The organism is Streptomyces sp. MCA2, assembly GCF_023544705.1.
In the GTDB taxonomy this organism is placed as follows: domain Bacteria; phylum Actinomycetota; class Actinomycetes; order Streptomycetales; family Streptomycetaceae; genus Streptomyces; species Streptomyces decoyicus.
Genome location: NZ_JAMJFM010000010.1, coordinates 155,019 through 176,036, shown reverse-complemented (window position 1 = coordinate 176,036; position 21,018 = coordinate 155,019). Strand labels below are relative to the sequence as shown.

General features: G+C 69.7%; 21 protein-coding genes. 12 read left to right on the top strand and 9 right to left on the bottom strand.

Features of this window, described 5'->3' with window-relative positions; all coding sequences use genetic code 11:
- Positions 1–10 precede the first annotated feature (10 nt).
- The 4 genes from M8I34_RS11145 to ccsB are packed head-to-tail and all read left to right on the top strand — an operon-like array spanning position 11 to position 4,342.
- Complete coding sequence (locus M8I34_RS11145) at positions 11–625, top strand: TlpA disulfide reductase family protein (RefSeq protein WP_244413993.1); 615 nt, start codon at positions 11–13, stop codon at positions 623–625.
- A 4-nt stretch (positions 626–629) separates the two neighbouring features.
- Positions 630–1,391 (top strand): cytochrome c biogenesis CcdA family protein, encoded by a 762-nt coding sequence (locus tag M8I34_RS11140; RefSeq protein WP_030985952.1) that lies wholly within the window; start codon positions 630–632, stop codon positions 1,389–1,391.
- Between the two features lie 3 nt (positions 1,392–1,394).
- Positions 1,395–3,257 carry a cytochrome c biogenesis protein ResB gene (locus M8I34_RS11135; protein WP_250049254.1) on the top strand — a complete coding sequence of 621 codons (1,863 nt, stop codon included), beginning with the start codon at positions 1,395–1,397 and terminating at the stop codon, positions 3,255–3,257.
- Complete coding sequence (gene ccsB / locus M8I34_RS11130) at positions 3,254–4,342, top strand: c-type cytochrome biogenesis protein CcsB (RefSeq protein WP_250049253.1); 1,089 nt, start codon at positions 3,254–3,256, stop codon at positions 4,340–4,342. The genes M8I34_RS11135 and ccsB overlap by 4 nt, the downstream gene beginning before the upstream one ends.
- Positions 4,343–4,540: 198 nt before the next feature.
- Here ccsB and M8I34_RS11125 read toward each other — a convergent pair whose 3' ends face one another.
- From M8I34_RS11125 to M8I34_RS11105, 5 genes are all read right to left on the bottom strand, one after another.
- Positions 4,541–5,968 (bottom strand): alkaline phosphatase family protein, encoded by a 1,428-nt coding sequence (locus tag M8I34_RS11125; RefSeq protein WP_250049252.1) that lies wholly within the window; start codon positions 5,966–5,968, stop codon positions 4,541–4,543.
- A gap of 214 nt (positions 5,969–6,182) precedes the next feature.
- Positions 6,183–6,818, bottom strand: coding sequence for a DUF4291 domain-containing protein (locus M8I34_RS11120; protein ID WP_250049251.1), 636 nt, complete (start codon positions 6,816–6,818; stop codon positions 6,183–6,185).
- A gap of 64 nt (positions 6,819–6,882) precedes the next feature.
- Positions 6,883–7,221, bottom strand: coding sequence for a hypothetical protein (locus M8I34_RS11115; RefSeq protein ID WP_250049250.1), 339 nt, complete (start codon positions 7,219–7,221; stop codon positions 6,883–6,885).
- A 118-nt stretch (positions 7,222–7,339) separates the two neighbouring features.
- Complete coding sequence (locus tag M8I34_RS11110) at positions 7,340–7,885, bottom strand: nucleoside deaminase (protein WP_284050185.1); 546 nt, start codon at positions 7,883–7,885, stop codon at positions 7,340–7,342.
- A 154-nt stretch (positions 7,886–8,039) separates the two neighbouring features.
- Positions 8,040–8,486, bottom strand: coding sequence for a PLD nuclease N-terminal domain-containing protein (locus tag M8I34_RS11105; RefSeq protein ID WP_250049249.1), 447 nt, complete (start codon positions 8,484–8,486; stop codon positions 8,040–8,042).
- An 88-nt stretch (positions 8,487–8,574) separates the two neighbouring features.
- On the opposite strand from M8I34_RS11105, the gene M8I34_RS11100 reads away from it, so the two are divergent.
- Together M8I34_RS11100 and mqnP are read left to right on the top strand one after the other, a co-directional pair.
- Positions 8,575–10,029: a menaquinone biosynthesis decarboxylase gene (locus M8I34_RS11100; RefSeq protein ID WP_250049248.1), complete on the top strand. Its 1,455-nt coding sequence runs from the start codon at positions 8,575–8,577 to the stop codon at positions 10,027–10,029.
- Positions 10,026–10,928 (top strand): menaquinone biosynthesis prenyltransferase MqnP, encoded by a 903-nt coding sequence (gene mqnP, locus M8I34_RS11095; RefSeq protein WP_250049247.1) that lies wholly within the window; start codon positions 10,026–10,028, stop codon positions 10,926–10,928. Before M8I34_RS11100 ends, mqnP begins: the two co-directional genes overlap by 4 nt.
- 357 nt (positions 10,929–11,285) lie before the next feature.
- Here the strand turns inward: mqnP and M8I34_RS11090 are convergent, their stop codons facing one another.
- Both M8I34_RS11090 and M8I34_RS11085 read right to left on the bottom strand, forming a co-directional pair.
- Complete coding sequence (locus tag M8I34_RS11090; RefSeq protein WP_250049246.1) at positions 11,286–12,020, bottom strand: DUF4870 domain-containing protein; 735 nt, start codon at positions 12,018–12,020, stop codon at positions 11,286–11,288.
- A gap of 108 nt (positions 12,021–12,128) precedes the next feature.
- Positions 12,129–12,722 (bottom strand): rhomboid family intramembrane serine protease, encoded by a 594-nt coding sequence (locus M8I34_RS11085; protein ID WP_250049245.1) that lies wholly within the window; start codon positions 12,720–12,722, stop codon positions 12,129–12,131.
- Positions 12,723–12,839: 117 nt separating this feature from the next.
- Between M8I34_RS11085 and M8I34_RS11080 the strand changes: the two genes are divergently transcribed.
- Positions 12,840–13,574, top strand: a complete 735-nt coding sequence (locus M8I34_RS11080; RefSeq protein ID WP_250049244.1) for a UbiX family flavin prenyltransferase — start codon at positions 12,840–12,842, stop codon at positions 13,572–13,574.
- Here the strand turns inward: M8I34_RS11080 and M8I34_RS41260 are convergent.
- Entirely contained in the window at positions 13,571–13,705 is a 135-nt protein-coding gene (locus M8I34_RS41260; RefSeq protein ID WP_260639410.1) for a hypothetical protein, read from the bottom strand. The two genes, M8I34_RS11080 and M8I34_RS41260, sit on opposite strands and share 4 nt — an antisense overlap.
- A 119-nt stretch (positions 13,706–13,824) precedes the next feature.
- Between M8I34_RS41260 and M8I34_RS11075 the strand changes: the two genes are divergently transcribed.
- The 5 genes from M8I34_RS11075 (at position 13,825) to M8I34_RS11055 (ending at position 18,558) form a co-directional block, all read left to right on the top strand.
- Complete coding sequence (locus M8I34_RS11075; protein WP_030074599.1) at positions 13,825–14,283, top strand: Lrp/AsnC family transcriptional regulator; 459 nt, start codon at positions 13,825–13,827, stop codon at positions 14,281–14,283.
- A gap of 157 nt (positions 14,284–14,440) precedes the next feature.
- Entirely contained in the window at positions 14,441–15,604 is a 1,164-nt protein-coding gene (gene mqnE / locus M8I34_RS11070; protein ID WP_250049291.1) for an aminofutalosine synthase MqnE, read from the top strand.
- 54 nt (positions 15,605–15,658) lie between these two features.
- Positions 15,659–16,183 carry a GNAT family N-acetyltransferase gene (locus M8I34_RS11065; RefSeq protein ID WP_250049243.1) on the top strand — a complete coding sequence of 175 codons (525 nt, stop codon included), beginning with the start codon at positions 15,659–15,661 and terminating at the stop codon, positions 16,181–16,183.
- A 237-nt stretch (positions 16,184–16,420) separates the two neighbouring features.
- The gene (locus tag M8I34_RS11060; RefSeq protein ID WP_030985976.1) at positions 16,421–16,711 is read left to right on the top strand and encodes a DUF4229 domain-containing protein; all 291 of its coding nucleotides are present in this window, start codon (positions 16,421–16,423) and stop codon (positions 16,709–16,711) included.
- 491 nt (positions 16,712–17,202) lie between these two features.
- Complete coding sequence (locus M8I34_RS11055) at positions 17,203–18,558, top strand: dicarboxylate/amino acid:cation symporter (protein WP_250049242.1); 1,356 nt, start codon at positions 17,203–17,205, stop codon at positions 18,556–18,558.
- 222 nt (positions 18,559–18,780) lie between these two features.
- Here M8I34_RS11055 and M8I34_RS11045 read toward each other — a convergent pair whose 3' ends face one another.
- The gene (locus M8I34_RS11045) at positions 18,781–20,976 is read right to left on the bottom strand and encodes an IPT/TIG domain-containing protein (protein WP_284050184.1); all 2,196 of its coding nucleotides are present in this window, start codon (positions 20,974–20,976) and stop codon (positions 18,781–18,783) included.
- Positions 20,977–21,018: the final 42 nt, after the last annotated feature.

Sequence of the window (21,018 nt, the reverse complement as noted above, 5' to 3'; positions counted from 1 at the left end):
AACTTTTCACATGAGTGCTTGCCGCGCCCCACGCCGCCTCACGAGCCGCCGCCGCATCACCCTGCTCGCCGCAGGGGCGGCGGCCGCGTCGCTGACGCTCAGCGCCTGCGGCGACGGCGCCTCCGGCGGCTCGTCCCAGACCCGGTTCGTCCAGGGCAAGAACGGCATCGACACCGTCAAGAAGAACGAGCGGCAGCCGGCGCCCGATCTTGCCGGTGAGACCACCACCGGCAAGAAGCTGGACGTGGCCGACTACAAGGGCAAGGTCGTCGTCCTCAACGTCTGGGGATCATGGTGCGGCCCCTGTATCGCCGAGGCCCCGAACTTCGCCAAGGTCGCGAACGACACCAAGGCCAAGGGCGTCCAGTTCATCGGGATCAACACCCGCGACTCCGAGAAGTCGCAGGCCACCAGCTTCGAGGAAGAGCACAAGGTGCCCTACCCGAGCCTGTTCGACCCGACCGGCCGGCTGATGCTGCGCTTCCCCAAGGGCAGCCTCAACCCGCAGTCCATCCCCTCCACGCTCGCCATCGACAAGCAGGGCAAGATCGCCGCCCGCTCGATCGGCCCGCTCGCCGAGGACGAACTGCGCAAGATGATCGCCCCGCTGATCGCCGAGAAGTGATCACGTGATCGCGCTCGCCGCCGCCGCGGAAAACCAGACCGTCCTCAGCGGCACCCTCCTCGCCGCCGTCCCCATCGCGCTCTTCGCCGGCCTCGTCTCGTTCTTCTCGCCCTGCGTCCTGCCGCTGGTGCCGGGCTATATGTCGTACGTCACCGGCGTCACGGGCACCGACCTCGGCGAGGCCCGGCGCGGCCGGATGCTGGCCGGCGCCACGCTCTTCGTCCTCGGCTTCACCGCCGTCTTCGTCTCCGGCGGCGCGCTCTTCGGCTTCTTCGGCCAGAGCCTCCAGGAGTACAAGGACGTCATCTCGCGGGTCCTCGGCGTGCTGATGATCCTGCTCGGGCTGGCGTTCGCCGGTGTCCTCAAGCGCTTCGGACAGCGCGAACTGCGCTTCCACATGAAGCCCGCCATGGGGCTGGCCGGCGCGCCGGTGCTCGGGGTGCTCTTCGGCGTCGGCTGGACGCCGTGCCTGGGCCCCACCTTCGCCGCCGTCAGCACCCTCGCGTACTCCGGCGCCAGCGCCGGCCGCGGCGCCCTGCTCACCGTCGCGTACTGCCTGGGCCTGGGCCTGCCGTTCATCGGCGTCGCGCTGGCCTTCCGCCGGGCGCTCGGCGCGTTCGGCTGGGTCAAACGGCACTATCTGTGGGTGATGCGGATCGGCGGCGGCATGATGGTCGCGCTCGGCATCCTCCTCGTCACCGGCATCTGGGACAGCCTGATGTCCGAGCTCCAGAGCTGGACGCAAAGCTCCACCGTTGGGATCTGATTGATGTCCACCAAGACCGACACCCCCCGCGAACCGGGCCCCGAGGCCGACGCGGGCAGCGATCTCGGCACGGCCGGATCCCAGCTCTCGACCGCGCCCACGGAAGACGTCAGCTTCCCCTCGCTCGGCCCCCTCGGCTGGGTGCGCTGGTTCTGGCGGCAGCTGACCTCGATGCGGGTGGCGCTGCTGCTGCTCTTCCTGCTGTCGATCGGTGCGATCCCGGGCTCGCTGATCCCGCAGACCAGCGTCGACCCGACCAAGGTCGACCAGTTCAAGGCGGACCACTCCACCCTCGCGGGCATCTACGACAAGCTCGGGATGTTCCACGTCTACAGCTCGGTGTGGTTCTCGGCGATCTATCTGCTGCTGTTCATCTCGCTGATCGGCTGCATCGTGCCGCGCAGCTGGCAGTTCGTCGGACAGCTCCGCCGCCGCCCGCCGGCCGCCCCGCGCCGGCTGACCCGGCTGCCCGCGTACACCACCTGGCGCACGGACGCGGCGCCCGACGAGATCCTCGGTGCGGCCCAGCGGCTGCTGACGAAGCGGCGCTTCCGCGCCCACCGGGCCGGCTCCGCCGTCGCCGCCGAGAAGGGCTATCTGCGCGAGGTCGGCAACCTCGTCTTCCATGTCGCGCTGATCGTGATGCTGGTGGCGTTCGCCGTCGGCGGCCTGTGGAAGTCCGAGGGCAACAAGCTGGTCACCGAGGGCGACGGCTTCTCCAACAGCCTCACCCAGTACGACGAGTTCAAGTCGGGACCGTTCTACGACACCGACGACATGGAGCCGTTCGGCTTCAAGCTCAACCGCTTCGACGCGACGTACGAGCGGACCGGGCCCCAGCGGGGCACCCCGCGCACCTACCGGGCGCAGATCTCCTACTTCCTGGGCGCAGACGGCAAGCAGCACCACAGCGCCATCGAGGTCAACACGCCCCTCGACATCGCCGGCAACAAGGTCTTCCTGCTCTCGCACGGCTACTCGCCCGTCGTCACCGTCAAGGACGGCCGCGGCAAGACCGTCTTCCACGGCGCGACGGCCTTCCTGCCCGCCGACCCCAAGAACCTCACCTCGACCGGTGTGGTGAAGGTGCCCGGCGCGCAGACCGAGGACGGCAAGCGCAACCAGCTCGGCTTCCAGGCCATGTTCGTCCCGACGTTCGGCGGCCGCGGCACCGGCTCGATGTTCTCGCAGTTCCCCGCGCTGGACTTCCCCGTGCTCTCGGTGAACGCGTACCACGGCGACCTGGGCCTGGACTCCGGCCTGCCGCAGAGCGTCTACAAGCTCGACACCAAGCGCCTCAAGAAGTACCAGGACGGCAAGAACGGCATCCTGAAGAAGATGCTGCTGCCCAAGGACCGTGTGGAGCGGCACGCCGGCTCCAAGAACAAGGCGGCCGTAAGCGCCGCCGAAGAACAGACCACGATGAAGCTGCCCAACGGCGAGGGCTCCATCACCTTCGAGGGCGTCAAGAGCTGGGCCAGCTTCAAGGTCTCCCACCAGCCCGGCAACGGCCTGGCGCTGACCGGCGCGGTCGCCGCCCTGCTGGGCCTGGCCGGATCGCTGTTCATCCAGCGCCGCCGGGTGTGGGTCCGGGCGGAGAAGGGCGCCGACGGCGTCACCGTCGTCGAGATGGCCGGTCTCGGCCGCAGCGAGTCGGCCCGGCTGCCGGAGGAACTCGCCGGTCTCGCCGGAGCACTGTTCCCCGATGCCCCGCCCGCTCCGGACGCCGAACCCGGCACGGGACCCGGCACGGACTCCGGCGCCCCGCACGGGCCGGACGCCGGACCCGCCCCCGACACCGAAGACCCCGCGGAGCCCACTGACTCTGACGGACCTGCTGACCCCTCTGAAGGAGCGCGCGCGTGAACATCGCGGCCGCAGCCAACGAGACACTGGCGCACAACAGCAACCTGCTGGTCTATTCGGCGATGGCGGTCTACACGCTCGCCTTCCTCGCGCACATGGCCGAGTGGGTGTTCGGCAGCCGCAGCAAGGTCGGCCGCACCGCCGCCGCCCTGACCGCACAGGCCAAGGCGACCGCGACGGTCTCCGTGCACAAAGCCCAGCAGGGCGGGGGAACGGCCGTCCTGGAACGGCCCGAGGTCATCACCAAGCCCATCGTCGGCAGCCGTGACGTCCCCGACGGGCCGGGCGCCGCGGGCGACACCGAGAAGGGCGACCTCTACGGGCGGATCGCCATCTCGCTGACCGTCCTGGCCTGGGCGCTGCACGTGGGCGGCGTCGTCACCCGCGCCCTGTCCGTGGAACGTGCCCCCTGGGGCAACATGTACGAGTTCTCCACGACCTTCGCCTCGGTCGCGGTGGGCCTCTACCTGCTGCTGCTCGCGCTCAAGAAGAACGTCCGCTGGATCGGGCTGCCCCTGGTCACCACCGTCCTGCTCGACCTCGGGCTGGCCGTCACGGTGCTCTACACCGCCAGCGACCAGCTGGTGCCCGCGCTGCACTCCTACTGGCTGTGGATCCACGTCAGCTGCGCGATCATCTCCGGCGCGGCGCTCTACCTCGGTGCCGTCTCCGCGCTGCTCTTCCTCTTCCGCGACTCCTACGAGGCCAAGCTCGCCGAGCCGAAGGGCAAGCAGCCCGGCGCCTTCGCCTCGTCCGTGCTGGAGCGACTGCCCTCGGCCGCCTCGCTGGACAAGTTCTCCTACCGCGTCAACGCCACCGTCTTCCCGCTGTGGACGTTCACCATCATCGCGGGCTCCATCTGGGCCGAGGCCGCATGGGGCCGCTACTGGGGCTGGGACCCCAAGGAGGTCTGGGCCTTCATCACCTGGGTCGCCTACGCCTGCTACCTGCACGCCCGCGCCACGGCCGGCTGGAAGGGCCGCAGGGCCGCCTGGCTGGGCCTGATCGGGTTCATCTGCTACCTGATCAACTACTACGGCGTGAACATCTTCGTGACGGGTCTGCACTCCTACGCCGGAGTCTGATCGCCGCAGTCCGATCGCCGCAGTCCGATCGCCGCAGCCCGATCGCCGGAGCCGGTCGCCGCAGTCCGGTCGCCGGAGTCCGGTCCGCACACCCCGCGGTGCCGTACGGGACGCCTCCTCGCGAGGCCGGCCCGTACGGCACCGTCGTTTTACGGGGGAGGGAGAGATGCCCGTGCCCTGGGACTTCGAAGACAGGCCCTAGCGCCGCCTGCGCCGGCCGCGCTCCTGGCGCGGCGGCCGCTGTCCCGCGCCCGGCAGCGTCGGCTTCGGCAGATGCGCCACCTCCCACTGCGCCTCGACCAGCTGCTCGGCCGTGTCGCGGGGCAGCCGCGGCGGGCGGCGCGCCCCGTGGCGGAAGCCGAACGCGGACGTCAGATCGCCGAACGCCGCCCGCCGCCAGTCGCTGATGTTCGGTTCCTCCACGCCCGTCCAGCGCTCCAGGAACTGGAGCACCGAGGTGTGGTCGAAGGGGTCGCCGGCGGCCCAGCCGCCCACCGTCCACGGCGAGATGATCAGACACGGCACGCGGAAGCCGCCGCCGATCGGCAGGCCCCGGACGAACTCGTCCTTCGTCCCCGGGGGCGGCACCGGCGGCGGCACATGGTCGAAGAGGCCGTCGTTCTCGTCGTAATTGAGGATGAAGACGGTCTTGGCCCACACCCTCGGGTTGGACGCGATCGCCTCGATCTTCTTCGCGACGTAGTCGGCGCCGGCGGCCGGCAGATAGTCCGGGTGCTCGGACTGGTGGCTGGTGGGGATCAGCCAGGAGACGGCCGGCAGCCGGTCATGGCGGGCGTCGTCCTCGAAGGTGCCGGCCGGCTGCGGCACCATCCCGCGCTCGTGGAGCGGATCGCCCGGCTTGGCGTCCCGGAACGTCTGGAACTGCTCCAGGAGATTGCAGCCGTAGTCGTCCTCCTCCTGGTAGACCCGCCAGCTGATGCCGGCCGCCTCCAGCCGTTCGGCGTAGGTCGTCCAGCGGTACGGCTTGGGCGCGGTGTTGTTCAGGACCGGGCCGCCCCGTGTGCCGCCCGGGTCGAGGGTGCCGGTCATCCAGTACAGCCGGTTCGGCCAGGTCGGCCCGAAGACCGAGCAGAAGTAGTTGTCGCACAGCGTGAACGCCTCGGCGAGGGCGAACTGGAACGGGATGTCGTCGCGCGTGTGATAGCCCATCACATACGGACCATTGATGCCGTCGGCCTTGCGGTGCGCGGGCAGCCAGCGGTCCATCTTCCCGCCGTTCCACGCCTCGTGCTGCACGGACCAGGCGTGGCTGGTGGAGGGGATGGCCTGGGCGCTGGTGGTGTGCGTGTTGAGGCGGAACGGCAGCAGATAGCCGTCCGGGTTCTGCGCGTCCGGCTGGTGGAAGACCGAGCGGCCGTCCGGCAGCGTCAGCGCGTCCGGGTCGGCGAAGCCGCGGACGCCGCGCAGGGTGCCGAAGTAGTGGTCGAACGAGCGGTTCTCCTGCATCAGCAGCACGACGTGCTCGATGTCGTGCAGCGAGCCGTGACGTGCGGGTCCGGCGGCGACGGCCTTTTGCACGCTGGGCGGCAGCAGTGACAGCGCGGCGGCGCCGCCGACCACGCCGGCCGTGGAGCCGAGGAGTCTTCGTCGGGTCATGTCGGGCATATGTGCCACTCTCCCTGAGTCGCGTGAGCCCTCGGTGGGCCGACATGACTGTGGCGGTGCCCGGGTTTCCCGGGCAGGGGGAGGTAGCTGAACGATGCATCAATTGGCTGTGAACGGCCCTCAGTTGGCCGGACACCCCTACGTCCCGTACGTCACGCGAAGCAGTGCGCCGCGGACCCCGCGGTGGCCGGATTTACGCGTTTGCGACGGCGTGTCAGGACACGCGGCCGAGGCCCGGAGTTCCCTCGGGTGCCGGGTAGGGACGCTCCTCGGGCAGCAGCGCGGCGGCCGCCGCGGTGTCCCCGGAACGCACCAGCGCATGGATCTCACGGGCGAGCGGGGTGACGTCCGAGATGGCCACCGTCCACTCGTCGGCGTACCGGCGCGACGCCTCCCCCGCCAGCCCCAGCTGGAGCGACCGGTACGGCAGCGCCTGAAGCCGCAGATCGCGCTCCGGGTCCCACTGCACCCGCGCCGGCGCCCCCTTCAACTGCCGCTGCCAGGCCCCGCGGTCGGGGTGCTCGTCCGGGTCGTAGTGCGACAGACAGGCGTTCCGCAGCGCCCAGTCGAAGCCGCCCCGGTCGATCTCCACGGCGAGCACGGTCTCCTGGTCGGCCTTGGTGCCCCAGCCACAGCGGTACATCATCCACAGGAACGACGGCTTGATCCATGTCATCCGCTCCCGCTTCCACGCCACCGGGAACCGCCCGTCCCGCGCGGCCGGGAGGCCCAGCGCGGGGGAGTACGCCTGGTAGACGGTGATGGTCTCGTCGGTGTGCAGGGCGCGGATACGGCGGTGCGGTTCGGCGGGGGGTACGGGGCCCTGGACAGGGGCGGGGCTGGTGCTCATGGCTGGTCATAGTGGTGGATGGCGGCGGGCGCGGGCCAGCGAATTGTGTGGGTGGGGAGAAGAGCTACTCCGGTTCCGGGTAGATATTCAGGCGGCCAAGGTGGGGCTTCCCCAGCCATGTCAACGCGACGGCCCCGGTTGCTGCGCGCTCGGTCAGCTCCAATTTCAGGTGGCGCACACCGAGCAGGAAAGCTTGTAGGGAGTCAACTCCGAATGTCGCCATGACGCTTTCGTCGCCCAGGCCCAGAATCTGATGCGGACAGCACCAGTCTTCACCGTCCCCCAGAGGGTCCGGATGCGGTTTGCCGAGCTTCACCACCACGGGCCTGCGCTCGCCGTTGATGCCGCGGGCCTCCAGCTCTCGCTCGGCCACCACCACGCCGAGTTCATGGATCATCGTCATGGGTTCCCCGCCTCGTCGGCTCCAGCTCGGAACCGCACGATAACAAGTGCCGGTCCTCGGTCCGGAAGGGCGTCCACAGGCACCGGAATCGCGCCGGGCCGCCCTGCCCGACCGCCCCTCACCCGCCCCCGATGTCCTCCTGCCACAGCTCCGGCCGCGCCCCGATGAAGTCCCGCATCAGCGCCGCGCACTCGGGGTCGTCCAGCAGCACGATCCGTACGCCGTGCCGGGCCAGCCAGTCGTGGCCGCCGTGGAAGGTCCGCGCCTCGCCGATCACGACCCGCGAGATGCCGAACTGGCGGACCAGGCCGCTGCAATACCAGCAGGGGGAGAGGGTGGTGACCATGGTGGTGCCGCGGTAGGTGCGCTGGCGGCCGGCGGCGCGGAAGGCCGCGGTTTCGGCGTGCATGGTGGGGTCGTCGTCCTGGACGCGGCGGTTGTGGCCGCGGCCGAGGAGGGCGCCGTCGGGGCCGTAGAGGGCCGCACCGATCGGGATGCCGCCCTCGGCGAGTCCGGTGCGCGCCTCGGCGATCGCTGTCGCCAGCATGGTGCGGGCCTGTTCCTGCACATGGCCGGGGTGGCCGACCGGGTCGCTGTCGCCGTCGACGTGGCCGTGCAGCCGCAGTTCGTCGCGGTCCTGCCCCCAGTCCTGCGTACGGTCCATGCGCTCACCGTACGCCGGGGCGGCCGCCGCCGCGGGTTCCGACGGACCAACGTCGTGGTGACCGGTCGACGTCGTGACGGCCGCCGTCGTGGCGGGGGCGTCGCCGTGACGGTCGGCGTCGCGGCCGTCCACGACGCGACGGCGGGAGGAACTTCTAGCCCTTCGCGGGCGGCTGGGGGTCGTCCGGGCCGTTCGTCTCGTCCTTCTTGGCCTCGGTGCGCCGCAGCTCCTCCTCGCGGCGGCGCAGGTCCGCCTCCCAGTCCTTGAGCAGCGCCTCGTCCTTGTTGTTCGCGCCGTTCCCGCCGTTCTCGCTCTTGAGGGACGCGAGGAACTCGGGATTGTCATCGGGCGCGACGAACTTCGTACGGTGGTTGCGGTGCCACTGCGAGGGCGTGGAGCCGTCTCCCGTCACCGGCCGGCGCTGCTTGCCCGCGACCAGCCAGGCGACCGGGCCGACCAGCACCTCGCCGAAGAGCAGGATGATGATCACCCAGATCACCTTGGGCAGTCCGCGCACCTGTGATTCGGGCGTGTTCAGGCAGTCGATGAACGCATAGATCCACAGTGCCAGCACCAAGAGGAACGGCAGATACCTGAGCATTGCGGAACGAGCCCCCTGCACACGGCGGCGGGCCCTCGCCGGGGCCCGGTGACCCGTCCAGGGTAGTGCGTACCCGATACTGGAAGGCATGGCTTACGACGATCTTCGCTCGTTCCTGCGTGCACTGGAGCGGGAAGGCGACCTCAAGCGCATCAAGGCCGAGGTCGATCCGTATCTGGAAGTCGGCGAGATCGTGGACCGGGTGCAGAAGTCCGGTGGCCCGGCGCTGCTCTTCGAGAACGTCAAAGGCTCGGCGATGCCGCTCGCCATGAACGTCTACGGCACCGACCGCCGGCTGCTCAAGGCGCTGGGCCTCAAGGCGTACGAGGACATCAGCGGGAAGATCGGCGGACTGCTCAAGCCGGAGCTGCCGCACGGCTTCGTCGGCGTACGCGAGGCGTTCGGGAAGCTCGCCGGCATGGCGCACGTCCCGCCCAAGAAGATCAAGGAAGCCCCCGTCCAGGAGGTCGTGCTCCAGGGCGACGACGTCGATCTCGACCAGCTCCCCGCGCTGTTCACCTGGCCCGAGGACGGCGGCTCCTTCTTCAATCTGGGCCTGACGCACACCAAGCACCCCGAGTCCGGCGTGCGCAACCTGGGCCTCTACCGCCTCCAGCGCCACGACAAGCGCACCATCGGCATGCACTGGCAGATCCACAAGGACAGCCGCAACCACTACCAGGTCGCCGCCAAGCGCGGGGAGCGGCTGCCGGTCGCCATCGCCTTCGGCTGCCCGCCGGCCGTGACGTACGCGTCGACCGCGCCGCTGCCCGGTGACATCGACGAGTACCTCTTCGCGGGCTTCCTCCAGGGCAAGCGGATCGAGATGGTCGACTGCAAGACCGTCCCGCTCCAGGTCCCGGCGCACGCCGAGGTCGTCATCGAGGGCTGGCTGGAGCCCGGCGAGATGCTGCCCGAGGGCCCGTTCGGCGACCACACCGGCTTCTACACGCCGCAGGAGCCGTTCCCGGCGCTGACCATCGACTGTGTGACGATGCGTAAGCGGCCGCTGCTCCAGTCGATCGTCGTCGGCCGCCCGCCGACCGAGGACGGCCCGCTGGGCCGCGCGACGGAGCGGTTCTTCCTCCCCCTGCTCAAGATCATCGTTCCGGACATCGTGGACTACCACCTCCCCGAGTCCGGCGGCTTCCACAACTGCGCGATCGTCTCGATCGACAAGAAGTACCCCAAACACGCGCAAAAGGTGATGCACGCCATCTGGGGCGCGCACATGATGTCGCTGACCAAGCTGATCGTGGTCGTGGACGCGGACTGCGATGTGCACAACCTCCACGAGGTCTCCTGGCGGGCGCTGGGCAACACCGACTACGCCCGTGACCTCACCGTCGTCGAAGGGCCCGTCGACCATCTCGACCACGCCTCCTACCAGCAGTTCTGGGGCGGCAAGGCGGGCATCGACGCGACGGAGAAGTGGCCCGAGGAGGGCTATACGCGCGACGGCGGCTGGCCCCACATGGTCGAGTCCGACCCGCGGACGGCGGCGATGGTCGACCGCCGCTGGAAGGAGTACGGACTCTCGTGAGCAGCGCATCCGCAGCGGTCCCGCAGCCGGGCCGCACCAAGGCCTTTCTGCGCCTCGTGATGATCGAGCACTCGGTCTTCGCGCTGCCCTTCGCCTACATCGCCTCCCTGACCGCGATGTACCAGTGGGACCGGCACATCCACTGGGGACGGCTGCTCCTCGTCACCATCGCCATGGTCGGCCTGCGCACCTTCGCGATGGCCGCGAACCGGATCATCGACCGTGAGATCGACGCCCGTAACCCGCGCACCGCGCACCGGGAGCTGGTCACCGGCGCGGTCTCGGTGAAGTCGGCGTGGACGGGCGCGCTGATCGCGCTCGTCGTCTTCCTGGGCGCGGCAGCGCTGCTGAACCCCCTGTGCCTGGCGCTCGCGCCCCTCGCGGTGGTGCCGATGGTGGTCTATCCGTACGGCAAGCGGTTCACGAACTTCCCGCAGGCGATCCTCGGCCTCGCCCAGGCGATGGGTCCGGTCGGCGCCTGGCTCGCGATCACCGGCTCCTGGTCCTGGGAGGCGGCGATCCTCGGCCTCGCGGTCGGCATCTGGATCGGCGGCTTCGACCTGATCTACGCCTGCCAGGACGTGGAGACGGACCGTGAGGTCGGCGTGAAGTCGGTGCCGGCCCGGTTCGGCATCCCGGCCGCGATCTGGGGCGCCCGCGGCTGTCACCTCGTCACGACGGCGCTCTTCGTCTGGTACGCGCTCGCGACCGGCGCGGGCGCGTTCTTCTGGCTGGGCCTGGCGATCGTGGCGGTGGCTTTCCTGTACGAGCACACGATCGTGAAGCCGCACGACCTGACCCGGCTGAACCGGGCGTTCTTCCAGGTCAACGGGTTCATCGGGATCGCGCTCTTCGTCTGCGCGCTGCTGGACCTGCTGGTGCGCGGGCTGACGGTCTGACGGCTTACGGGGCTGACGGTCCACCGGGTTCGCCTGGGTCTGCTGGGCCTTAGGGGTGGCCCTGCGGGCTGGTGGCTGGGCGGCTGGGCGGGCCTTGCGATCCGTCGGTCGTGCGGCTGCCGGCCGGGCGGGTCTTGCGGGGGACGGCCCTACTGCCCTGGGGGCCCTAATGCCCTGCGGGTCTCGTGGGCTATCGGTCGTACAGCTGTGGAGGCTTGGGGGCGGAGGCTTTGGGCTGTCGGTTGTTCTATGGGTCTGTGTGGCCTTGTGTGCTGCCTCCTTCTTTTCCGGCAACGATTACGGAGAGTAATCAGTTCCTGGCGGGCTGTGGTGTGGTGGCGTCAGGCCGTGGTGGCGTCAGCCCTTGCTGAGGGGCCAGGCGATCAGTCGCGGGTAGGTCCACAGTTCGCCGCGGGTCGCCTTGACCGTGCCGATGACGGCGCAGATCACGCCGGACAGGGCGTAGCTGCCGAAGATGCCGATCACGGTCAGCAGCGGGACCGCCAGGCCGGAGCTGTTGCGCTGGGCGTCCGTCGTGGCGGCCGCGGCGAAGGTGAAGGCGCTGGCGACGTACAGCACCACCCCGAGGGCCGCCATGATCGCCTGGGTGATGCCGAAGTTCACGGCCTGGGTGGCGTGGTGGCGGATGTACGGGTCGTGTTTGTGGCGGTCGTTGCCGCGGAGGGACAGCGGGAAGATCCAGCCGAGGAAGGCGCCGAGGCCGCAGCACATCATCGTGCCCGCGGTCATGGTCAGCAGGGCGCCGAGGTGGGCCCACATCGCGGGGCCCGTCGGGGGCGCGGGCGGCTGGGTGCCGTAACCGGGGCCGGGGTAACCGGGGCCGGGCTGCTGCACGCCGGGGTAGCCGTAGCCGCCGCCGGACGTGCCGCCGGCCCAGCCCTGCTGCGGAGTTCCGTAGGGCTGTTGCTGTGGATTCCCGTGCTGCGGAGCCCCGTACGGCTGTTGCGGCGGAGTCCCCTGCTGTGGAGCCCCGTACGGCTGTTGCTGTGGAGCCCCGTGCGGCGGGGTTCCGTACGGCTGTTGTGGTCCGCCGGTCGGAGGGCCGTAACCGGGCTGGTGGTAGTCGGACATGCTCTGCTCACCCCGTATGTACTGCGCACCATGTACTGCGCACTGCGCCGTCGCCGCGCGTGCTGTGAGGCAGTGCGCGCGATGCCGCGGCTCCCGTTCGCCCTGAGGCTACGTGAGGGGTCCGACACCGGCGCCGGTCAGGGCGCCGCGCGGGCGCTCCCGGAAGGCGAAGGCCGCCAGCAGCCCGCCTATCAGCCCGAACAGATGCCCCTGCCAGCTGATCCCGCTGTCGGTCGGCAGCGCGCCCCACAGGATCGAGCCGTACAGCACGCCGACGACCAGGCCGATGCCGATGTCGAGGAGCTTGCGTTCGATGAAGCCGCGCACCAGCAGATAGCCGAAGAGGCCGAAGACGACACCGGAGGCGCCCGCGGTGTTGCTGTCCGGCGCGGCCGTGAACCATACGCCCAGCCCGCTGGTGAGGATGATCAGCAGGACGACGGCGAGCAGCCGGTGCACCCCGCTGCGCAGCGCGGCCACAAAGCCGAGGAGCAGCAACGGGAGGGTGTTCGCGACGAGATGGCCGAAGCCGAAGTGCAGGAAGGCGGCGGGCACCACGTCGAGCAGCTCGGCGGGCTCGCGCGGCTGGATGCCGAAGGTGTCCAGCGAGCCGCCGGTGACGACGTCGACGCCCTCCAGCAGCCAGAGCAGTGCGACCCAGCCCAGCATCAGGCAGATCGCGGGCTTCGCGCGTGAGGTCATCTGTGGCCGTCCCTTTCTCGTCCCCCGGTGGGGCGGCCCTCGGCGGTGCTCGGCGAGGGGCGCACAGGTAAGAACGGCCGTGATGGGGTCCGTGGTTCCGCCGGATAGGCTCGATGCGTGGAGCCGCCGCACAACGACACCAGTAAGCAGGGCCCCGGCCGACGCCGTCCGTGGGTCGTGGGGATCTCCGGCGCGTCCGGGACGCCGTATGCCGCGTCCGTATTGCGCGGGCTGCTCGCCGCCGGGGAGGCGGTGGATCTGATCGTCAGCCGGGCGTCGCGGCTGACCCTGCTGGACGAGACCGGCATTGCGTTCCGGGACGCCCATTGGCGCGCCGACCTGCGGGAATGGCTGGCGCGCGGAGCCGATGGCAAGCCGTCGACGTTTCCGGTGACGGAGGCGGACCTGGCGGATGTGCGGTACTGGCCGGCGGGGGATCTGGCGGCCGGGCCCTCGTCGGGGTCGTATCCGGTGAAGGGGATGCTGATCGTCCCGGCGAGCACGGCGTGTGTGGCCGGGGTGGCGCTCGGGCTCTCGAAGGACCTGCTCCAGCGGGTGGCGAGCGTGACGCTCAAGGAGCGGCGGCGGCTGGTGGTCACGGTTCGCGAGACCCCGTTGAACGGGCCGACGCTGAAGCATCTGGTGGCGCTGGACGAGGCGGGCGCCGTGGTGCTGCCCGCCTCACCGGCGTTCTATGCGGGGGCGACGCACATCCAGGATCTGGTGGACTTCGTCGCCGGCCGGGTGCTCGATGCGGCCGAGGTGCCGCACGGGCTGTACCGGCGCTGGGAGGGGGAGCTGCGGGGCGGCTCCAGGGAAAAGGAAGCGGAGGAGGCCCCGGACGCTCGCTAGCGCTTCTTCGCTGCGGCGGCGCGGCCGAAGAGGCGGCGGGTCCGCGGTGCCGCGGCCCGGTGGGCACGTGAACGATTGGCCTGGTCCTGAAGCTCGCGCATGCGGGCGTAGGCCATCTCGATCGAGTACACGGTGACAACTCCTGAGATCGTCTTTGATCGTCTGAAAGATTCGCAGGGAACAGACCCTGTGTGCCTTAGATTCTACATGCAGAACCCGAAAATGCGTAAAGATTGGAAGGCTTGAGGGCATGGACGCGGTGGATAGGCAGCTCATCCAGGCACTTCGCGAGAACGGCCGGGCCTCGTACGCGGAGCTCGGGCGGCTCGTCGGCCTCTCCGGGCCCAGCGTCACGGACCGGATCAACCGCCTCGAAGCGGCCGGTGTGATCACCGGGTACCGCGCGACGGTCGACGCCGCCTCGCTCGGTCTCGGCGTCACCGCACTGGTCGGCATCTCCCTGTCGGACGCGGCCGACCACGAGGACGTCGCGCGCCGGCTGCGCGACCTCGCCGAGATCGAGGACGCCTGGTTCATCGCCGGCGACGACTCGTACATGCTCAAGGTGCGGGTGGGCGACGTGGACGGGCTGGAGCGCACCATCCGGCGGCTGTCCGGCACCAAGGGCGTCTCCCGTACACGCACCACGATCGTGCTCTCCACCAAGTGGGAGAACCGCGTCGGCGAACTGCCCGAGGAGGCCGAGTAGGCCCTCGGCAGCGGCGGGACACACCGGAGCGGACGGGCGCACCAAGGGGCCCCCGTCCGCCCCTTTTACGGGGGAGTACGCTCGACGAAGCCCGTTTCCCGCACCAGAAACGGCACCGACAAGGCAGAGACTGGGAGGCGACCGGATGGCTGCGTCGATGGATGTGGGCCTCAAGCGTGAGCTGGAGGCGAAGGTCCACGCCGGGGAGCGGCTGACCCGCGAGGACGGTATCGCCCTCTACGAGTCCGACGACCTGGCATGGCTGGGCGGTCTCGCCCATGAGGTGCGCACGCGCAAGAACGGCGACGTCGTCCACTTCAACGTCAACCGTCACCTCAACATGACGAATGTGTGCACCGCGTCGTGCGCCTACTGCTCGTTCCAGCGCAAGCCGGGCGAGAAGGACGCGTACACGATGCGCATCGAGGAGGCCGTCCGCCTCGCCAAGGCGATGGAGAACGACAACCTCACCGAGCTGCACATCGTCAACGGCCTGCACCCGACCCTGCCGTGGCGCTACTACCCGCGCTCCCTCAAGGCCCTCAAGGAAGCCCTCCCGGAGGTCTCCCTCAAGGCCTTCACCGCCACCGAGATCCACCACTTCGAGACCATCTCGGGCCTGTCCGCCTCCGAGATCCTCGACGAGCTGATCGACGCCGGACTGGAGTCGCTGACCGGCGGCGGCGCCGAGATCTTCGACTGGGAGGTCCGGCAGCACATCGTCGACCACGCCACCCACTGGGAGGACTGGTCGCGGATCCACCGCCTCGCCCACGAGAAGGGCCTCAAGACCCCCTCGACGATGCTCTACGGGCACATCGAGGAGCCCCGCCACCGCGTCGACCACGTCCTGCGGCTGCGTGAGCTCCAGGACGAGACCGGCGGCTTCCAGGTCTTCATCCCGCTGCGCTACCAGCACGACTTCGTGGACATGCAGGACGGCAAGGTCCGCAACAAGCTCCAGGCGCGCACGACGATGGCGACCGGTGCCGAGGCCCTGAAGACCTTCGCGGTCTCCCGCCTCCTCTTCGACAACGTCCCGCACATCAAGTGCTTCTGGGTCATGCACGGTCTCCAGACCACCCAGCTCGCCCTCCAGCACGGCGCGGACGACATGGACGGCTCGGTCGTCGAGTACAAGATCACGCACGACGCGGACAACTACGGCACGCCCAACAAGCTGACCCGTGAGGACCTGCTCGACCTGATCCGCGACGCCGGCTTCCGCCCCGTCGAGCGCAACACCCGCTACGAGGCGATCCGCGAGTACCCGGGCCCGGATCCGGAGCGCCGCGAATCGCCCCAGCCGATGCGCGTCTGACCTGGTCAGCGGCGCTTTCGGCGGGGAGCGTCGGGGAGAGTTAGGGTCCGGGTCATGGACGTGCATTTCGACCCGGACCCTTCTGTCACTCCTGAACTCCGCGACGGGATATGCGCGTTGTGGGCCGATGTGTCCAATGCCGGCGGCGCGGTCGGCTTCCTCCCGCCGGTGGCGCCCGAGCAGGTCCGCCCCGACCTGCTGAGGCATCTGACCGCCATGGCCGAGGGCCGCGCGCGCCTGGTGGTCGGCCGTGACGGGGACGGCCGGGTCGTGGCGACGGCGTTCCTCACCCTCAACGGCCACCGCCTGATGACGCACTGGCTGTGGGTCTACACCGTCATGGTCCACCCCTCCCTCCAGGGCCGGGGCGCCGGCCGTCGGCTGATGGCCGCGGTCGCCAAGGCCGCCCGCACCGTCGAGGGGATCACCGCCCTGCGCCTCACCTGCCGCGGCGGCTCCGGCGCCCGCCCCTTCTACGAGGCCTGCGGCTACAAGGAGGTCGGCCGCGTGCCCGGCGCGATACGGCTGGCCGGGGACGATTACCGCGACGACATCACCATGTGGCTGGAGCTGGGCTGAGCCTGGTTGAACTGGGCCGGGCTGAGCTGAGCGGGCTGGGCCGGGCTGGGCTGACGGGCGCGGCCCGCGGGCCGGGGTCGCGGGGCAGGGCCGCCGCGGTGGGGTGATGCGGTGGGCCGACGTGCCATGGGCGGGGCCGCGGCGGGGGCCGCGGCGGGGGCCGCGAAGATCGCCCGATGCGCTGTGCTTGACTGGATGCAGACCCTTTAGGTTGCCGTTGAGGAGAAGGTCCCATCCGTGAGTAGCCACAACTTCGCCACGCTCCGCTACACCGCCCTTCGCATCGGCCTCTTCGTCGCCTCGTTCGCCGTGGTGTGGGTGCTGGCGTACTTCCACGTCATCCCGCTGGCCATCGGCGCCTCCAACACCGTCTGGATGCTGCTGCTCGCCATCGTGATCTCCGCGCCGCTCAGCTTCGTGCTGCTGCGCAAGCAGCGGGACGCGATGTCCGAGCAGATCGTCACCAAGGTCGACCGCCAGCGCGAGCGCCTCATGGCCAACGCCGGCCAGGAGGACGGGCTGAAGTGAGCCCCGGGCCGAAGTAAGCCCTGGACTGAAGGCCTGGATGCCACAGACGTCCTGGGCCTGAAGGCCTGGACCTTTATGTAAGACGCCTCACAGCCTCTTCTCCATCACAGGCGCCCGCCGCCATGGATTTCGCTCCATGGCCGGGCGTCTGTCGCGTTGTTGACGGGTGGTCCGTCGCGCAGGCCTCCCCGGAACTCAAAGATTTTCTTTGGGTTCCTCAAAGTTCAAGTGTTAACGTGCTTGTCATGAAGACAGCAGCCGCGCCTCCGTCCCCCAGGAGCACTCCGCTCGTGGCGCGCCTGCACGTCGATCTCTGCCGCTGTATGTCCGCGGCCTGTTGCCGTCGCTGACCTCTCTCCTCAGCGGCCGGAGATCTTCTCCCTCACCCTCCGGGCGGGAGAGGCCCCCTTCGCGTCTGCCCCGCAGTCGCTCACCTTCCTGGCGCTTCTTTTCGCCGTCCCGACGCCTTACCTGTCCCCGGAGTGTGTCCGTTGTCCACGTCTGCCGAGACCACCGAGTCTTCACAGGCCCCCCGGTCCCCCAAGCCCTCCCGCATAGCCAAGATCCCGTTCTGGGTGCAGATCCTGGCCGGCCTCGCCCTGGGCGTGCTGCTCGGCTGGATCGCCAAGAGCGGTGACATCGGCTGGCTCACCACCACGCTCCAGCACATCGGCGACCTCTTCGTCCAGCTGCTGAAGCTCGCCGTGGCCCCGCTGGTCTTCTTCGCGATCCTGGTCTCGATCACCAATCTGCGGCAGGTCAACAACGCCGCCCGGCTCGCCACCCGCACCCTGCTGTGGTTCATGGTCACCTCGCTGATCGCGGTCGCGATCGGCCTGGCGATCGGCCTGCTCACCCACCCCGGCGCGGGCACCGGCCTGACCCCGAAGGACGGCAAGCTCCCCGACCACGCGGGCTCCTGGATCGACTTCCTGACCGGCATCGTCCCCACCGACATCATCACGCCGTTCACCGAGCTCAACGTCCTCCAGATCGTCTTCATGGCGGCCGTCGCCGGCATCGCGGCCCTCCAGCTCGGTGAGAAGGCCGAGCCGGTCCTCACGATCAGCCGCTCGGTCCTCGAACTGCTCCAGAAGGCCCTGTGGTGGGTCATCCGGCTCGCCCCGCTCGGCACCGTCGGCCTCATCGGCAACGCCATCGCGACGTACGGCTGGAACCTGATCGGCAAGTACGCGACCTTCACCGTCGACATCTACGTCGGCTGCGCCCTGGTGCTGTTCGGCGTCTACCCGCTGCTGCTGGCGACCGTCGCCAAGGTCAACCCGCTCCAGTTCTTCCGCGGCGCCTGGCCCGCCATCCAGCTGGCGTTCGTCTCCCGCTCCTCGGTCGGCACCATGCCGGTCACCCAGAAGGTCACCGAGCGCCTCGGTGTGCCGCGCGAGTACGCCTCCTTCGCGGTGCCGTTCGGCTCGACGACCAAGATGGACGGCTGCGCCTCGATCTACCCGGCGATCGCCGCGATCTTCATCGCCCAGATCTTCGACGTCCACCTCGGCATCGGCGACTACCTCCTGATCGCCTTCGTCTCCGTCATCGGCTCCGCCGCCACCGCCGGCCTGACCGGCGCGACGGTCATGCTGACGCTGACCCTCTCCACGCTGGGCCTGCCCCTGGAGGGCGTCGGCCTGCTGATGGCCATCGACCCGATCCTGGACATGATGCGTACGGCCACCAACGTCGCCGGTCAGTCGGTCATCCCGATCCTGGTCTCCGCCAGGGAGAAGATCCTGGACCGCGACGCGTACAACAGCGCCGAGAGCATCAGCCTGAACACGGCGGCTGCGGATGACGCGGAGGCGAAGATCCCCGTGCCGGCCGCCGCATGACCTGAGCTCGTCCTTTGGCTGCGCCCTCGGGGAGGGTGTGCGAACGCGATCCGTGTGCCTGGTCGCCCGATGTGGGTGGTCAGGAACACGGATCGCGTTTTTCGTGCACGGCGGAGGCCCGGTGTGTGTCGTGCCGGCCGGTCCTTCTCGCCGCGGGCCCATGGCCGTTGACCCCGGCTGTGGGTGGTGGGCTCTGCGCGGATGGGGCGCCCGGGGGCAGTGTCAGAGGGCGAGGAAGGGGGCGTGGGCGGTGGAGGGCTGGAGGGTGGGGGTGCCGGCGAAGGTGGCGTCGTAGCCGCCGTTGAGGATGATCAGCGGGAGGCTGAGGATCTCGACGAGGCTTGCGGTGCCGTTGGCGTCGGTGATGGCGGTGCCCAGGAAGTGTCCGCCGGTGCTGAAGGTGATGACCTGGCCGGGGACGGGCAGTCCGGTGACCGTGTCGGTCAGCGTGGCGGTCAGGAACGGGAAGTGGAGTTGGAGGGGGAAGAGCTGGATGAGGGCGGGGGTGGCGGTGAGGCTGGTGGCGTGCGGGGTGACCACGGCTTGGTAGGTGAAGCAGCAGGCCAGGGTGGCGGTGCCGCCGGGGGTGGTGACGGTGACGACGGCGGTGCCGGGGCTGCCGGGCGGGGTGGTGGCGGTGATCTGGGTGCCGGCGGGGTTGACGGAGACGGCGGTGGCGGGGACGCCGTTGAAGGTGACGGTGGCGCCGGTCAGCCCGGTGCCGTTGATCGTGACCACGGTGCCGCCGGCCGCGGGGCCTTGTCCGGGGGTGATGCAGGTCAGCACCGGGATGGCGAGGTAGGTGAAGCCGCCTGGCACGGTGCTGGTGCCGCTCGGGGTGGTGACGGCCACGGGGCAGGTGCCGGGGGTTCCGGGCGGGGTGATGGCGGTGATCTGGGTGCCGGCGGGGTTGACGATGACGTTGGAGGCCGGGCGGCCGCAGAGGGTGACGGTGGCGCCGGTCAGGTCGGTGCCGGTGATGGTGACGAACGTGCCGCCGGCGACCGGCCCTTGGGTGGGGGTGATGCCGGATGTGGTGGGGGCGGCGACGTAGGTGAATGCGCCGGGCTGGGTGGCGGTGCCGACCGAGGTGGTCACCACTACGGTCGCCGGGCCGGGAACGCCGGCCGGGGTGGTGGCGATGATCTGCGTTCCCGCGGCGTTGTAGAACAGGTTGGTTGCCGCGTTGCCGTTGAACGTCACCGTGGCACCGGACAGATTCGTGCCGGTGATCGTCACCACCGTGCCACCCGTGGCCGGCCCCTGCGCCGGGCTGATCGAGGTCACCGTGGGGGCAAGCAGGATGACGCTGACAGTGTTCGAGCCGGTGTTGGTGACGTAGACGTTGCCGCTGGGCGCGACCGTCAGCGCTTCCGGGTCGGTGCCGACAGGGACCGTGTCGGTGACGGTGTTGGTGGCGCTGTTGATCACCGACACCGTGTTCGAGCCCGCGTTGGCGACGAAGACGTTGCCGGTGGGCGCGACCGCCACCGCGATGGGGATGTTGCCGGTGGGCACGGTGGCGATGACGGTGTTGGTGGCGCTGTTGATCACCGTCACGTTGGCCGAAGCGAAGTTGGCGACGTAGACGTTGCCGTTGGGGGCCACCGCCACCTTGAACGGGTTGGCACCGACGGGCACGGTGGTGATGACGGTGTTGGTACCGCTGTTGATCACCGTCACGCTGTTCGCATTGGTGTTGCCGACGTAGACGTTGCCGTTGGGGGCCACCGCCACCGACTGCGGGCTGGCGCCGACAGGGACCGTGGCGATGACGGTGTTGGTGGCGCTGTTGATCACCGTCACGCTGTTCGAACCCTGGTTGGTGACGTAGACGTTGCCATTGGGTGCCACCGCCACCGCGTCCGGACCGGCGCCGGTGGGCACGGTGGTGATGACGGTGTTGGTGGTGCTGTTGATCACTGTCACGTTGGCCGAAGCGACGTTGGTGACGTAGACGTTGCCGTTGGGGGCCACCGCCACCGCGAACGGGTTGGTGCCGGCGGGCACGGTGGCGATGACAGTGTTGGTGGCGCTGTTGATCACCGTCACGTTGGCCGAACTCTGGTTGGCAACGTAGACGTTGCCGTTGGGCGCCACCGCCACGGAAGACGGGCTGTTGCCGGTGGGCACGGTGGCGATCACGGTGTTGGTGGCGCTGTTGATCACCGTCACGTTGGCCGAACCGAAGTTGATGACGTAGAGGTTGCCGTTGGGCGCCGCCGCCACCCCGACCGGGGTCGTGCCGACGGGGATGGTGAGGGTCGCCAGGAGAAGAGTGAGCGACGGCTGGAGCGCCGAGACCCCCTGGGCGTCGTGTGCCACGGTCGCGGCTGTGGGAAGCCCGCCCGGCGGGGAGCCCTGGGCGAGTGCGGCAGGAATCCGCGGCGTCATCCACGGCTGAACGGTCGTGCTCATGAGGGGCCCTCTCTTCGCGATGAAGGGGGCTGCCCTTGGTCC